General features: G+C 52.7%; 14 protein-coding genes. 7 read left to right on the plus strand and 7 right to left on the minus strand.

Going from position 1 to position 13,021, the window contains the following annotated elements:
• Positions 1-3 precede the first annotated feature (3 nt).
• The 5 genes from ilvN to uhpT all read left to right on the plus strand — a co-directional run bounded on the left by ilvN (position 4) and on the right by uhpT (position 5,407).
• Positions 4-294 (plus strand): acetolactate synthase small subunit, encoded by a 291-nt coding sequence (gene ilvN / locus ACVXHP_RS12385; protein WP_316129109.1) that lies wholly within the window; start codon positions 4-6, stop codon positions 292-294.
• A 146-nt stretch (positions 295-440) separates the two neighbouring features.
• The gene (gene uhpA / locus ACVXHP_RS12390) at positions 441-1,034 is read left to right on the plus strand and encodes a transcriptional regulator UhpA (RefSeq protein ID WP_447571547.1); all 594 of its coding nucleotides are present in this window, start codon (positions 441-443) and stop codon (positions 1,032-1,034) included.
• Entirely contained in the window at positions 1,031-2,533 is a 1,503-nt protein-coding gene (gene uhpB / locus ACVXHP_RS12395) for a signal transduction histidine-protein kinase/phosphatase UhpB (RefSeq protein WP_447571548.1), read from the plus strand. The genes uhpA and uhpB overlap by 4 nt, the downstream gene beginning before the upstream one ends.
• Before the next feature lie 9 nt (positions 2,534-2,542).
• Positions 2,543-3,871 (plus strand): MFS transporter family glucose-6-phosphate receptor UhpC, encoded by a 1,329-nt coding sequence (gene uhpC, locus ACVXHP_RS12400; protein WP_447571549.1) that lies wholly within the window; start codon positions 2,543-2,545, stop codon positions 3,869-3,871.
• Positions 3,872-4,015: 144 nt separating this feature from the next.
• The gene (gene uhpT, locus ACVXHP_RS12405; protein WP_003023929.1) at positions 4,016-5,407 is read left to right on the plus strand and encodes a hexose-6-phosphate:phosphate antiporter; all 1,392 of its coding nucleotides are present in this window, start codon (positions 4,016-4,018) and stop codon (positions 5,405-5,407) included.
• A gap of 47 nt (positions 5,408-5,454) precedes the next feature.
• On the opposite strand, the gene ACVXHP_RS12410 is transcribed toward uhpT, so the two are convergent.
• The 5 genes from ACVXHP_RS12410 to ACVXHP_RS12430 all read right to left on the minus strand — a co-directional run bounded on the left by ACVXHP_RS12410 (position 5,455) and on the right by ACVXHP_RS12430 (position 10,830).
• Positions 5,455-6,075, minus strand: coding sequence for a 2-dehydro-3-deoxy-6-phosphogalactonate aldolase (locus ACVXHP_RS12410; protein WP_316129112.1), 621 nt, complete (start codon positions 6,073-6,075; stop codon positions 5,455-5,457).
• Positions 6,068-6,964, minus strand: coding sequence for a 2-dehydro-3-deoxygalactonokinase (locus ACVXHP_RS12415; protein WP_304702564.1), 897 nt, complete (start codon positions 6,962-6,964; stop codon positions 6,068-6,070). Before ACVXHP_RS12415 ends, ACVXHP_RS12410 begins: the two co-directional genes overlap by 8 nt.
• 53 nt (positions 6,965-7,017) lie before the next feature.
• The gene (locus ACVXHP_RS12420) at positions 7,018-8,328 is read right to left on the minus strand and encodes an MFS transporter (RefSeq protein WP_316129114.1); all 1,311 of its coding nucleotides are present in this window, start codon (positions 8,326-8,328) and stop codon (positions 7,018-7,020) included.
• A gap of 63 nt (positions 8,329-8,391) precedes the next feature.
• Positions 8,392-9,909 carry a UxaA family hydrolase gene (locus tag ACVXHP_RS12425; RefSeq protein ID WP_316129115.1) on the minus strand — a complete coding sequence of 506 codons (1,518 nt, stop codon included), beginning with the start codon at positions 9,907-9,909 and terminating at the stop codon, positions 8,392-8,394.
• Between the two features lie 21 nt (positions 9,910-9,930).
• A complete protein-coding gene (locus tag ACVXHP_RS12430; protein ID WP_304702566.1) occupies positions 9,931-10,830 on the minus strand; it encodes a dihydrodipicolinate synthase family protein in 900 nt (299 codons plus the stop codon).
• Positions 10,831-11,075: 245 nt separating this feature from the next.
• Between ACVXHP_RS12430 and ACVXHP_RS12435 the strand changes: the two genes are divergently transcribed.
• Together ACVXHP_RS12435 and ACVXHP_RS12440 are read left to right on the plus strand one after the other, a co-directional pair.
• Entirely contained in the window at positions 11,076-11,831 is a 756-nt protein-coding gene (locus tag ACVXHP_RS12435; protein WP_080248829.1) for an IclR family transcriptional regulator, read from the plus strand.
• A gap of 19 nt (positions 11,832-11,850) precedes the next feature.
• Complete coding sequence (locus ACVXHP_RS12440) at positions 11,851-12,303, plus strand: DUF1198 family protein (protein WP_316129116.1); 453 nt, start codon at positions 11,851-11,853, stop codon at positions 12,301-12,303.
• 33 nt (positions 12,304-12,336) lie between these two features.
• Here ACVXHP_RS12440 and ACVXHP_RS12445 read toward each other — a convergent pair whose 3' ends face one another.
• Positions 12,337-12,660, minus strand: a complete 324-nt coding sequence (locus ACVXHP_RS12445; protein WP_087857246.1) for a helix-turn-helix domain-containing protein — start codon at positions 12,658-12,660, stop codon at positions 12,337-12,339.
• Complete coding sequence (locus ACVXHP_RS12450; protein ID WP_447571550.1) at positions 12,644-13,006, minus strand: type II toxin-antitoxin system RelE/ParE family toxin; 363 nt, start codon at positions 13,004-13,006, stop codon at positions 12,644-12,646. The genes ACVXHP_RS12445 and ACVXHP_RS12450 overlap by 17 nt, the downstream gene beginning before the upstream one ends.
• Between the last annotated feature and the right edge of the window lie 15 nt (positions 13,007-13,021).

Genomic DNA, 13,021 nt, shown 5'->3' on the forward strand with positions numbered 1-13,021 from the left:
GCCATGCAACAGCAGACTCATGACAACGTAATCCTGGAACTCACCGTACGCAACCATCCGGGCGTAATGACCCACGTCTGCGGGCTGTTTGCCCGTCGCGCATTCAACGTGGAAGGTATTCTCTGCCTACCGATTCAGAACAGTGATAAGAGCCGCATCTGGTTACTGGTCAACGACGATCAGCGTCTGGAGCAGATGATAAGTCAGATCGACAAGCTGGAAGATGTAGTGAAAGTGGCCCGCAACCAGTCCGACCCGTCGATGTTTAACAAAATCACCGTCTTCTTCGAGTAGTTCGCTCAAGGCTTGAACAGCAACGCGCTTATCGTTAAGGTAAGCGCTTTTGCCGGATGGCGGCATAAATGCCTTGTCCGGCCTACCTTCCTGTAGGCCTGATAAGCGTAGCGCCATCAGGCATGCTTTAGCGCCAGGACAAACCCATGATCACCATCGCCCTTATCGACGACCACACTATCGTCCGCTCCGGCTTTGCCCAACTGCTGGGGCTGGAAGCTGATTTGCAGGTTGTGGCGGAATTTGGCTCCGGGCGCGAGGCGCTGGCCGGTTTGCCGGGGCGTGGCGTGCAGGTGTGTATTTGCGATATCTCAATGCCCGACATCTCAGGCCTGGAGCTACTCAGCCAACTGCCAAAAGGGATGGCGATTATCATGCTCTCCGTCCATGACAGCCCGGCGCTGGTCGAGCAGGCGATCAACGCAGGCGCGCGTGGTTTTCTTTCAAAACGCTGTAGCCCGGATGAACTGATTGCGGCAGTGCATACCGTGGCGACGGGCGGTTGCTACTTGACACCGGACATCGCCGTCAAGCTGGCGGCCGGGCGGCAGGATCCGTTGACCAAACGTGAGCGCCAGGTGGCGGAGAAACTGGCGCAGGGGATGGCGGTGAAAGAGATTGCCGTCGAGCTGGGGCTGTCGCCGAAAACGGTGCACGTGCATCGCGCTAACCTGATGGAAAAGCTGAACGTCAGCAACGACGTTGAGCTGGCCCGCCGGATGTTTGACGGCTGGCAATGAACGCACTTTTCTCCCGGCTGATCACCGTTGTCGCCTGCTTTTTCATTTTCTCCGCCGCGTGGTTTTGCCTGTGGAGCATCAGCCTGCATCTGGTTGAGCGTCCGGAGCTGGCGGTGCTGCTGTTTCCGTTTGGCCTGCGTCTGGGGCTGATGCTGCAATGCCCGCGCGGCTACTGGCCGGTGCTGCTGGGCGCGGAGTGGCTGCTGATGTACTGGCTGGCGCAGGAGGTGGCGCTGGCGCATCTGTCTATTTTGATGATCGGCAGCTTCCTCACGTTGCTGCCAGTGACGCTAATCTCTCGCTATCGCCATCAGCGCGACTGGCGCACATTGCTGTTGCAGGGGGCGGCGCTGACGGCGGCGGCGCTGCTGCAATCGCTGCCGTGGCTGGGGCAGGGCGAGGAAGCGTGGAATGCGCTGCTACTGACCCTGACCGGCGGATTAACGTTGGCGCCGATCTGCCTGGTGTTCTGGCACTACCTGACCAGCACTACCTGGCTGCCGCTCGGCCCGGCGCTGGTGTCGCAGCCGGTAAACTGGCGCGGGCGGCACCTGGTGTGGTACCTGCTGCTGTTCACCGTCAGCCTGTGGCTACAGCTTGGTTTACCCGCTGAGCTTTCGCGCTTTACGCCGTTCTGCCTCGCTTTACCGATTATTGCGCTCGCCTGGCACTACGGCTGGCAGGGGGCGCTGATTGCGACGTTGATGAACGCCATCGCGCTGATTGCCAGCCAGACCTGGCACGATCACCCGGTCGATTTACTGCTCTCGCTGCTGGTGCAAAGCCTGACCGGGCTGCTGCTCGGTGCGGGTATTCAGCGGCTGCGTGAGCTTAACCAGTCGCTGCAAAACGAGCTGGCGCGTAATCATCGGCTGGCGGAACGGTTGCTGGAGACCGAAGAGAGCGTGCGCCGCGACGTGGCGCGCGAGCTGCACGATGATATCGGCCAGACCATCACCGCCATTCGCACTCAGGCGGGCATTGTTCAGCGCCTGGCCCCTGAGAACGCGGGCGTTAAGCAAAGCGGGGCGCATATCGAGCAGTTGTCGCTGGGCGTGTACGATTCGGTGCGCCGCCTGCTGGGTCGCCTGCGACCGCGCCAGCTGGATGATCTCACGCTGGAGCAGGCCATCCGCTCATTGATGCGCGAAATGGAGCTGGAAAGCCGCGGCATCGTCAGCCACCTCGACTGGCGAATTGACGAATCAGCACTCAGCGAAAGCCAGCGCGTGACGTTGTTCCGCGTCTGTCAGGAAGGGCTGAACAACATTGTAAAGCACGCCAACGCCAGCGCGGTGACGCTGCAGGGCTGGCAGCAGGATGAACGGTTGATGCTGGTGATGGAAGACGACGGCAGCGGCCTGCCGCCGGGGTCGAACCAACAGGGTTTTGGCCTCACCGGGATGCGTGAGCGTGTGACGGCGCTCGGCGGCTCACTCACGATTTCCTGCATGCACGGCACGCGCGTCAGCGTGTCGCTGCCCCAGCGCTACGCCTAAGGAACGGCCATGTTTCAGTTTTTAAAAGCCCCGGCCAGCGCGCCGCTTATCACCGACAAGCAGGAAGTGGACGCCCGCTACCGTTACTGGCGGCGGCATATCCTGCTGACTATCTGGCTCGGCTACGCGCTATTTTATTTCACGCGCAAAAGCTTTAACGCCGCGGTGCCGGAAATCATCACCAGCGGCGTGCTTACCCGCAGCGATATTGGCCTGCTGGCGACGCTGTTTTACATCACCTACGGGCTGTCGAAATTTGTCTCCGGTATCGTCAGCGATCGCTCCAACGCCCGCTATTTTATGGGTATCGGGCTTATCGCCACCGGCGTGGTTAACATCCTGTTCGGCTTCTCCACCTCGGTCTGGGCCTTTGCCGTACTGTGGGCGCTGAACGCCTTCTTCCAGGGCTGGGGCGCGCCGGTGTGCGCCCGCCTGCTCACCGCCTGGTATTCGCGCAATGAGCGCGGCGGCTGGTGGGCTATCTGGAACACCGCGCACAACGTCGGCGGCGCGCTGATTCCGATCGTTATGGGGGCGGCGGCGCTGCATTACGGCTGGCGCGCCGGGATGATGATTGCCGGTACGCTGGCGATCGTGGTGGGCGTTTTTCTTTGCTGGCGGCTGCGCGACAGGCCGCAGGCGATTGGTCTGCCGCCGATTGGCGACTGGCGGCACGATGAGCTGGAAATTGCCCAGCAGCAGGAGGGCGCGGGGTTAACTCGTAAAGAGATCCTCACCAAATACGTGCTGCTGAACCCCTACATCTGGCTGCTGTCGCTGTGCTACGTGCTGGTGTACGTGGTGCGCGCGGCGATCAACGACTGGGGCAATCTGTATATGTCGGAGACGCTGGGCGTCGATCTGGTGACGGCGAACACCGCCGTGACGATGTTCGAACTGGGGGGCTTCATCGGCGCGCTGGTGGCGGGCTGGGGCTCGGACAAGCTGTTTAACGGCAACCGCGGGCCGATGAACCTGATTTTCGCCGCCGGAATTCTGCTCTCTGTGGGCTCGCTGTGGCTGATGCCGTTTGCCAGCTACGTGATGCAGGCGGCGTGCTTCTTCACCACCGGCTTCTTTGTTTTTGGCCCGCAGATGCTGATTGGCATGGCGGCGGCAGAGTGCTCGCACAAAGAGGCGGCGGGCGCGGCGACCGGTTTTGTCGGCCTGTTTGCTTATCTGGGGGCCTCGCTCTCCGGCTGGCCGTTGGCGAAGGTGATGGAAGTCTGGCACTGGAGCGGATTCTTTGTGGTGATCGCCATCGCGGCCGGCATCTCAGCACTGCTGTTGCTGCCGTTCTTAAACGCCCAGGCACCGCGCGATCTCAGCGAAGCGTGATGCACCTCACCTTTTTGCCCCGAGTGGGGCAAAACTAAGAAATATTCCCGGTTTCACCTGGACGCTGTCTCAGGCATGTCTCCCGGCTGATTTTTACAATGCCTGCCATTCGCAGGTAAAAAAAAATTAGCTCGGGAGTGTCAAATGCTGGCCTTTCTCAACCAGGTGCGTAAGCCGACCCTGGATCTGCCGCTCGATGTGCGGCGCAAAATGTGGTTCAAACCGTTCATGCAGTCCTATCTGGTGGTCTTTATCGGCTATCTGACCATGTACTTGATCCGCAAGAACTTCAACATCGCGCAGAACGACATGATCTCCACCTACGGGCTGAGCATGACGCAGTTGGGGATGATTGGCCTGGGCTTCTCCATCACCTATGGCGTGGGTAAAACGCTGGTTTCCTACTACGCGGACGGCAAAAACACCAAGCAGTTCCTGCCGTTTATGCTGATCCTCTCCGCTATTTGTATGCTCGGCTTTAGCGCCAGCATGGGTGCGGGGTCAACCAGCCTGTTCCTGATGATTGCCTTCTACGCGCTGAGCGGTTTCTTCCAGAGCACCGGCGGCTCGTGCAGCTATTCCACCATCACCAAGTGGACGCCGCGCCGTAAGCGCGGTTCCTACCTCGGCATGTGGAATATCTCCCACAACCTCGGCGGTGCGGGTGCGGCGGGCGTCGCGCTGTTCGGCGCGAATTACCTGTTCGATGGCCACGTCATCGGGATGTTTATCTTCCCGTCGATTATTGCCCTGATTGTCGGTTTTATCGGCCTGCGCTACGGCAGCGACTCCCCGGAATCTTACGGTCTCGGTAAAGCCGAAGAGCTGTTCGGCGAGGAGATCAGCGAAGAGGACAAAGAGACCGAAGAAAACGAGATGACTAAATGGCAGATCTTTGTTGAGTACGTGCTGAAAAACAAAGTGATCTGGCTGCTGTGCTTCTCCAACATCTTCCTGTACGTGGTGCGCATCGGCATCGACCAGTGGTCTACCGTCTACGCCTTCCAGGAGCTGAAGCTCTCCAAAGAAGTGGCGATTCAGGGCTTTACCCTGTTTGAAGTGGGCGCGCTGGTCGGCACGCTGCTGTGGGGCTGGCTCTCCGATCTCGCAAACGGTCGTCGTGCGCTGGTGGCCTGTGTGGCGCTGGCACTCATCATCGCGACACTGGGTGTTTACCAGCACGCCAGCAACCAGTACGTCTATCTGGCGTCGCTGTTTGCGCTCGGCTTCCTGGTGTTTGGCCCGCAGTTGTTAATCGGCGTTGCCGCCGTCGGATTTGTACCGAAAAAAGCGATCGGCGCGGCCGATGGAATTAAAGGCACCTTTGCTTACCTGATTGGTGACAGCTTCGCCAAGCTGGGTCTCGGGATGATTGCCGACGGCACGCCGATTTTCGGCCTCACCGGCTGGGCGGGCACCTTTGCGGCGCTGGATACCGCGGCGATTGGCTGCATTTGCCTGATGGCCATCGTGGCCGTGTTTGAAGAACGTAAAATTCGCCGCGAGAAAAAGATTCAACAATTGAAAGTTGCTTGAGTTAAGTGTGCATTGGTAACTTTTGCCCGCCTTAATGGCGGGCTTTTTTATGCCTGAGGCTGACAGAAGGTATTATAAGCCTCGATAAATGCCTTCGCATTTGCGGCTGTTTGGTTGATAGATTGTCCGGCACGATACAGATCGCTGCCTAAGCCGGCACCGAAACAACCTGCCTTCAGGTAATGGGACAAATTGTCTGGCCTAATTCCGCCCACGGCATACAAAGGGACTTGAGGAGGTAAAACGGCTTTTAATGCCCGGATATAATCCGGCCCCAGTTCCCCTGCAGGGAAAATTTTCAATCCGTCTGCGCCATGCCGGAATGCAACAAATGCTTCGCTGACTGTTTGGCAGCCGATGCAGGTTGTCATTTTGGCCGCTCGCGCAGTACTAATTACTTCCGGATCGGTGTTGGGCGTAAGGATAAATGCACATCCCAGCGAAGAAAGTGTGCTGACATCACCGACATTGGTGACCGTTCCGGCACCGATTTTTACCGTATGACCATAATGTTCCACGGCAAGAGCAATACTACGTTGCCAGTCTGGCGAGTTCAGCGGTATTTCTATTGTGCTGAATCCGGCTGTGATAAGTGCATCAATATGGGCCAGCACTTCATCGGGTTTCACCCCACGTAAAATAGCGACCAAAGGGTTGCGACTATTCATTTAAAAGTCTCCTGATACCATTAATAAATGCTTTTTCACCGTTACACAGCCGACAGCGATAACCGAAATGATGAAACAGGCTTTGATAGCGGCTGAGCAAATCGTCATTGCCCACCAGAATGACTTCTTCTTCAGTGTTAATGGCATAGTGCTGTAGCATTTGTGCTATTTCATGACCAATCAATAACCCTGACAGAGATTCGTAAAGCGTATCAGGTGACAACGCATGGGTGAGTATTCGGGCTCTCAGATCAAATAGGCTGCGGGATAAACATGTTTCCTGCCAGCCGCGTTCGGCTCCTGCTAAAAAAGCCTGTTCGTTCGTGTTTTGTTCCTCGGCGTTTTTTCCAACGATGGAGTAGTGTGAAAGTAAGTGGAAAAACTCGCCGGTCATGACGGTTTGAAAATCGCAGACGTTACTCTCTTGTACCTGAACCCATTTGCTGTGTGTTCCCGGGAATACGTACCAGTTCTCATCAGCTAAGGCGCCAAAAAGCTGAGTTTCCTCTCCACGCATGACGTTGTAGTTTTCCGGCCCGTCAATTTGCAGCCCTGGAACGATGAAAGTGGGAAAAGGGCCCGCATCTTCAACCTTTGTTAGATGCTGTGATAATGCACTTAACGGGGTTGGACAGCGTAAATAGTGGCTATCTACCCACCCGATATTACTGCCCACCATTCCGCTCATTATGACGGTTGTATCTTTGCTTAGTGGCCGCGGACACAAACTGAGCAGTGTTAGCCAGGTGTCTTTGAATACACCGGGTTGATGTTTGAGTACACCATTCTGACTGGCGTGTTGCCAGACACATTGGTTCTGTTGATAGACCCAAATGCGCAGGTTGCTTGAGCCCCAGTCTACGGCAATGAAATTCTCTGAATTGAACATACATCGTTCCTGATGTTGAAAGATGGCCCGTCAACGGGCCATATTCAGGCGGATTACTCGTCGGTAATGACCATTTTTTTATCAAAGTTGATCAGCAACGAGCAGATGAGATAACCCACCGCAGCCAGTGCAAAGAACATCATCGCTGCGTAATAGTTTCCCGTGGATTGCACCAGGAAACCGATAAAAATGGGAAGGATGGCTGCGAACAAGTTACTGGTGAAGTTCATGGTTCCGCAAATGGTGCCTGCAACGGATTGTGCGCCCAGCAGTCCGGGTATTGACCAGTAAACGCTGGCCCATCGCAGAGGAAAAAGGGCAATAGTGAGCAAGGTGATTGCGACGGCTGGCGTCGAGCTTTGTGCGCAAAGGAAAATACCAACACCAGCGGTGGTAGCTGAAATCGCCAACATCGTATGCATAACGCGGCTTGTTTTTGCTCCTTTGCTGCGCCATTTATCCATAATGTAGCCGCCAGTCAGTTGGCCGACAAAACATAGCAGGAAGATCAGCGCCATTGCTCCGCCCATCGATTTGATATCAAAACCGTAGGTGGCCTGGAAATAGAGCGGCAGCCATGTCATCAGGCCATAGAACACGAAGCTATAGCAGACCCAGCCACAGATAAGCGCAATCACATTACGTTGTTTCAGGTAAGGTTTGATATCGGCCAGACGGTATTTCTTGCTACTCGTTTCAGCACCGTTCGCCGCAACAATATGGTCTAGTTCAGCTTTATTGATGCTGGGATGTTCTGATGGGTAAGTGCGGATGTACCACCAGGCCAGTAGACCGACAATCATTGTGCCCACACCCGCCACCACGAATGCCATACGCCATGAGTCGAAAAAGGCAATAAGTCCAGCGATGATCACCGCACCCAGCGCCGTACCCAATGGTGCGCCGCCATCCAGTAGCATCGAACCACGACCGCGTTCGGTTGGCGTTAACCATGTGCCCATTAACTTCGCGCCAGCGGGCATGATTGGAGATTCAGTGACGCCTAACCCCAGACGAGAAAGTGACAGGGTGAAAATAGAGTGACACAGAGCCGCAACGGCTTGAAATGCTCCCCATAAGATAGTGGCCAGGGCAATGATATTTCTGGCTTTGAATTTATCAGCAATGACCCCACTGGGGATTTGCATTAAAGCATAAGCCCAGAAAAAGGCACTATGAATAACACCGACAACGCGAGTATCGGTAATACCAAATTCATCTGTAATATAAGGCATGGCAATAGAAAGAGAGGTGCGGTCAATATAGTTAATAGCACCTAATAAAAGCATAATAATAAATATGCGCCACCTTACTGTTGTTGCCTTTAATTTTTCTTCTTCAGTATTTACGTTAACAATAGACATAAGGGCTCCTTGCCATACTCATAATGAGTATGGCGGTACGAGGTATTGTTATCTTGTGGAGTGTTACATTATGGAGCCAACAGTCCAGGGGACGAATTCTTGACTGCCATAGCCAAATTCCTCACTCTTGGTTTTTTTACCTGATGCCATTTCAAGGATCATCTGGTAGATACGTTCACCGACTTCTGCAATGGATTCTTCCCCCTCGACAATGGTTCCGCAATTAATGTCCATATCCTCCTGTTGGCGTTGCCAAAGCGCATTATTGGTAGCCAGCTTCAGGCTTGGGGTTGGCTTGGAACCAAAGGCAGAACCTCGGCCTGTGGTGAAACACAGAAGATTTGCTCCTCCGGCGATTTGCCCCGTGACGGCAATAGGGTCATATCCAGGGGTATCCATAAAGACAAAACCTTTCGCAGTTACCGGTTCAGCATATTCATACACTTCTGTCAGATTGGTTGTACCCGCTTTCGCAATACCACCAAGTGATTTTTCCAGAATTGTCGTCAGTCCGCCGACTTTGTTACCCGCCGAGGGGTTGTTGTTCATTTCGCTTCCAGTGCGGCGACAATACTCTTCCCACCAGTGAATACGGGCAATGAGCTTTTCACCTATCTCGCGAGAAACGGCGCGGCGGGTAAGAAGATGTTCTGCACCATAAATTTCGGAGGTTTCAGATAAAATCGCTGTTCCGCCTTGTTGCACCAGTTTATCTACCGCATAGCCCAGAGCTGGATTGGCTGAGATCCCGGAATAGCTGTCGGAACCGCCACACTCTAGTGCGAGTATAATTTCTGATGCAGGGATTGGTTGACGTGTTACCTGGTTAGCAACAGGCAGCATTTGGTTAACCAGGGAAATTCCTTTCTCAATGGCGTGACGTGTACCGCCCACATCCTGAATGGTATAACTGTGCATCATTGGGCCATCGGCCAGTCCATGGGCGTTCATCATGTCTTTAATTTGACTGGATTCGCATCCCAGCCCAACGATGATGACTCCGGCAAAGTTGGCGTGGGTGGCATAACCGGCCATCGTGCGTCTCATGACGTCCATTGATTCACTTTTAGAGCCAATAGCACAGCCAAAACTTTGTGGTAATGACACCACGCCATCAACATTCGGGTAATCTGCAAGACCCCGCAGACGGAAGTGATCCTCAATAGCTCTTACAACCGTGGCACTACAGTTTACGGAGCTTAAAATACCGATGTAATTACGTGTAGCTGCGCGGCCATCGGCGCGGCGGATACCCATAAAGGTATCCTGTTGAGGGGCTGGAGAGGTTGAATGGCAATCTTCGCCCCAGGCATAGTCGCGTTCAAAGTCACCCATTCCCAAATTATGCATATGGATGTGTTCGCCAGGCTTAATGGGCTGAGTTGCGAAGCCAATTATTTGCCCATAGCGTCTGACCGCATCGCCAACACTCAGTGCATGCAGGGCGATTTTATGCCCAGCGGGAATATCGCTGAGTACCGTAATGTGCTCTTCTTCAAGCCGGGTGCCAACGGGGACAGCCTGCCTTGCGATAACCACATCATCTTTGGGATTCAATTTTAATACAGGGTTGATGTTCATTATCATTGCTCTCATGCTGGTTTATACCGTAATACGGGATAAAATATTTTTAACCTGTTCTCTTTTTTCTTCATTTAACGGTAATGCTGGCGGGACAACTGCAGTTGATATGTCCACACCACTTAATTTAATGGCGGTCTTGATAACGGCAAAGAAAGGTTGTTCTAAGGCATATAAAGGTGATAACCCGGCAAGTTGTTGTTGAAATGCTTTGGCGGTAGCGAGATCGTTCTGCTGAACCGCCTGATAAATTCCGCGTGTAATATGAGGCGCAAAGTTAAATGTTGCCGGAATGCCGCCATGCCCACCGAGTAATAATGTATCAAGCAAATATTCGTCATAGCCGCTAAAAATGATAAAATCTGGACGGAAACTGTGAACCTGATTGATAACTTCCCTGGTGTGGCTAATGTTATCAATCGTATCTTTAATTCCAACGATATTTGGTACTTCGCGGGCAAGGCGAGTGATGACGTTTAAACCAATATCCTGGCCAGTTAGTTCTGGAAAATTATATAAGAAGACGGGAATGCTTAGCGCTTCAGCGATTCGTTTGTAATGCGTAAAGCGGGCCTCATCGCTGAGTTTTGCATAATAAGGATTGACTACGAGTACTCCTTTTGCCCCCGCGTTTTCAGCATGCCTTCCAAGTTCGATAGTTTCTGCTGTGCTGGCGCAGGCGATACCAATAAGAACAGGAACTCTACCAGCAACATGCTGCAGGCTAAACTCTGCAATTTGCTTTCTTTGTTCGGACGAGAAATGGGAAAATTCGCCACCACTGCCCAGAATTAGCATTCCGTCGGCACCATTGCTAATAACATGGTCAATCATGACTGCCATTCCTGCACGATCCAATTCACCGCTTTCGTCAACGATAGTCGGTACTGGCGGGAAGATGCCCTTAAAAATGTTCAACATTGCCACTCCTTTAGTTCTGTATATGGAACTTATGTTCTGTATATTGAAGTTAGTACAGCAAATATCCAAATCGTTCGTCAACGTTTTTTGCAGAACAAATGAACAACTGTGAGGTGGATCGGGTTTGTGGGTATAAAATTTAGGTAATGGAGCTCTGTTTGCGTATGTGCAAAAAAGCCGCATTCCTGAGAAAAGTGATTGCGGTATACTGTGCCGAGTCTATGAATAAAAAAGATTAATAGCGCATGAACCAAGACATTACGACCTCTGTTCCCGCACTGGATAAGACAGTAAAAATCTGTAATTATCTTTTTAACTCCCCAGGAGCGACCTTCAGTCAGATTCAGCAGGATCTGGCATTACCCAAAAGCAGCACGTCTTCCTTGCTAAATGCACTGGTGGCGCATCATCTTTTGCGCCTGGAAAATGGACGTTTCTTTTTGGGGTTGAAGCTGTACGAATGGGGAAATCGTTCGTTGGAACAATTTGATATTCGTAATGCAGCACTTCCTGTTTTGGAAAAACTGCGTCAGCAAACGGACCTGACCTGTCACTTAGGTATATTGGATGAAGTCGCGCCAATTTATCTTATGAAGTTGGAGAATACCCAGCCGATTGGCATTCGTACCTGGGTTGGTAAAAAATTACCGATGCACAGTTCCGGTGTGGGGAAAGCGCTTTGTGCCTGGCTGCCGCAGGATAAAATCGATGAACTGTTGCCTGAGGAAGTGTTGCCACGGTATACCGAAACCACCATCACCAGCAAAAAAGCATTAATGAAGGAATTTGCCAGAATACGCGAGCAAGGCTGGGTTTTTGATAACGCCGAAGACTCCCCTGGCATCTATTGCATTGCCGCACCGGTATTTAACCGTAATAAAGACGTGATTGCGGCAATAAGTATCAGCGGCGTTGAATTACAAATGCCAAAAAATTGTATTCCACAATATTCGCAGTGGGTGCGCGAAGCCTGTCAGTCACTCTCGGAAAAATTAGTTTAAGCGGGCGGTATCGTCATTAATGATTTGGATAATGCTGGCCACGTTGGTGGTTGTTTTTGTAGTGGGTTTTCGGGTGCTGACGTCCGGATCGCGACGGGCCATTCGCCGTCTGAGCGAGCGACTGAATATTGATGTGGTACCGGTAGAATCGATGATTGACCAGATGGGAAAAGTACAGGGCGAGGCATTTTTACAGTACCTGCACCGCCCTGATGAATCGCATCTGCAAAATGCCGCCCAGGTATTGTTAATCTGGCAAATCGTCATTGTCGACGGCAGCGAGCAGAATCTGCTGCAATGGCACCGCTTGCTGCAAAAATCTCGACTGGCCGCCCCGATCACCGACACGCAGGTGCGCCTGGCACTCGGGTTTCTACGTGAAATGGAGCCGGATATGCAGGAGCTTAATGCGTTCCAGATGCGCTATAACGCCTTTTTCCAACCTGAAGATGGCGTGCACTGGCTGCACTGAGAGTCATGCCTGATGGCGCTACGCTCATCAGGCCTACGCCAGAACTTGTAATCCGTGCTTTTGAACGACGCTGAGTAGCTTAAGAGACATTCCACTCGGCCGCTTGGCACCGCTCTCCCATTTTTGCACTGTCGACACGCTGGTATTGAGGTAATGTGCAAAAACCGGTTGGCTCACGTTAAATTTTTCGCGGAGCGCTTTGATTTCCCGAGGCTGAAGATCGATGACACGGCTCAAACACGCTTTGTCGAAATTACGCATAGTTTCCTGCGGGATCGCCTCGACGCTAAACAAGCCGGTTGCCGCACTATGGATAGCTTCAAAGGCCGGGCTTTTGAAATCATTTTTTTCGGTCATTGCAACAGACCTCTACTAGTTCTTTATTTTTCAATAAGATAATGATTTTTTCATCTGTAAGTTTGGCGAAATGCTTCGCCAATTCTCGAAATCCTATCAATTCGCTGTGACTAACATTTGCCATATCCTGTTTGGTATAGAGAAACGTGTAGAACCAATGGTCACCTCCTTTCGCCAGAATGATCGCTCGATCGCGATTCTGGTTCAGGCGTTTCTTATAAACTCCGCCGCCGAGATCCTCCACTTTTCCCTGCAAAGCAGCTGCAATGGCTTTGCACAATTCATTATCTTTTACCGTGTGGGATTTGGCTTCCCTGGCGAACCATTTAGTCTTGAAAACACGCATCGGAGACATCCTGTA

The organism is Citrobacter freundii complex sp. 2025EL-00176 (genome assembly GCF_053309355.1).

What these genes read in the sequence shown, in the direction of transcription:
- uhpC (WP_447571549.1), top strand. Translation starts at nt 2,543, where the DNA reads ATGTTTCAGTTTTTAAAAGCCCCGGCCAGCGCGCCGCTTATCACCGAC.
- ACVXHP_RS12430 (WP_304702566.1), bottom strand. Translation starts at nt 10,830, where the DNA reads ATGTTGAACATTTTTAAGGGCATCTTCCCGCCAGTACCGACTATCGTT.
- ACVXHP_RS12435 (WP_080248829.1), top strand. Translation starts at nt 11,076, where the DNA reads ATGAACCAAGACATTACGACCTCTGTTCCCGCACTGGATAAGACAGTA.
- ACVXHP_RS12450 (WP_447571550.1), bottom strand. Translation starts at nt 13,006, where the DNA reads ATGCGTGTTTTCAAGACTAAATGGTTCGCCAGGGAAGCCAAATCCCAC.
- ACVXHP_RS12440 (WP_316129116.1), top strand. Translation starts at nt 11,851, where the DNA reads ATGATTTGGATAATGCTGGCCACGTTGGTGGTTGTTTTTGTAGTGGGT.
- uhpT (WP_003023929.1), top strand. Translation starts at nt 4,016, where the DNA reads ATGCTGGCCTTTCTCAACCAGGTGCGTAAGCCGACCCTGGATCTGCCG.
- ACVXHP_RS12425 (WP_316129115.1), bottom strand. Translation starts at nt 9,909, where the DNA reads ATGAACATCAACCCTGTATTAAAATTGAATCCCAAAGATGATGTGGTT.
- ilvN (WP_316129109.1), top strand. Translation starts at nt 4, where the DNA reads ATGCAACAGCAGACTCATGACAACGTAATCCTGGAACTCACCGTACGC.
- uhpB (WP_447571548.1), top strand. Translation starts at nt 1,031, where the DNA reads ATGAACGCACTTTTCTCCCGGCTGATCACCGTTGTCGCCTGCTTTTTC.
- ACVXHP_RS12415 (WP_304702564.1), bottom strand. Translation starts at nt 6,964, where the DNA reads ATGTTCAATTCAGAGAATTTCATTGCCGTAGACTGGGGCTCAAGCAAC.
- ACVXHP_RS12410 (WP_316129112.1), bottom strand. Translation starts at nt 6,075, where the DNA reads ATGAATAGTCGCAACCCTTTGGTCGCTATTTTACGTGGGGTGAAACCC.
- ACVXHP_RS12445 (WP_087857246.1), bottom strand. Translation starts at nt 12,660, where the DNA reads ATGACCGAAAAAAATGATTTCAAAAGCCCGGCCTTTGAAGCTATCCAT.
- ACVXHP_RS12420 (WP_316129114.1), bottom strand. Translation starts at nt 8,328, where the DNA reads ATGTCTATTGTTAACGTAAATACTGAAGAAGAAAAATTAAAGGCAACA.
- uhpA (WP_447571547.1), top strand. Translation starts at nt 441, where the DNA reads ATGATCACCATCGCCCTTATCGACGACCACACTATCGTCCGCTCCGGC.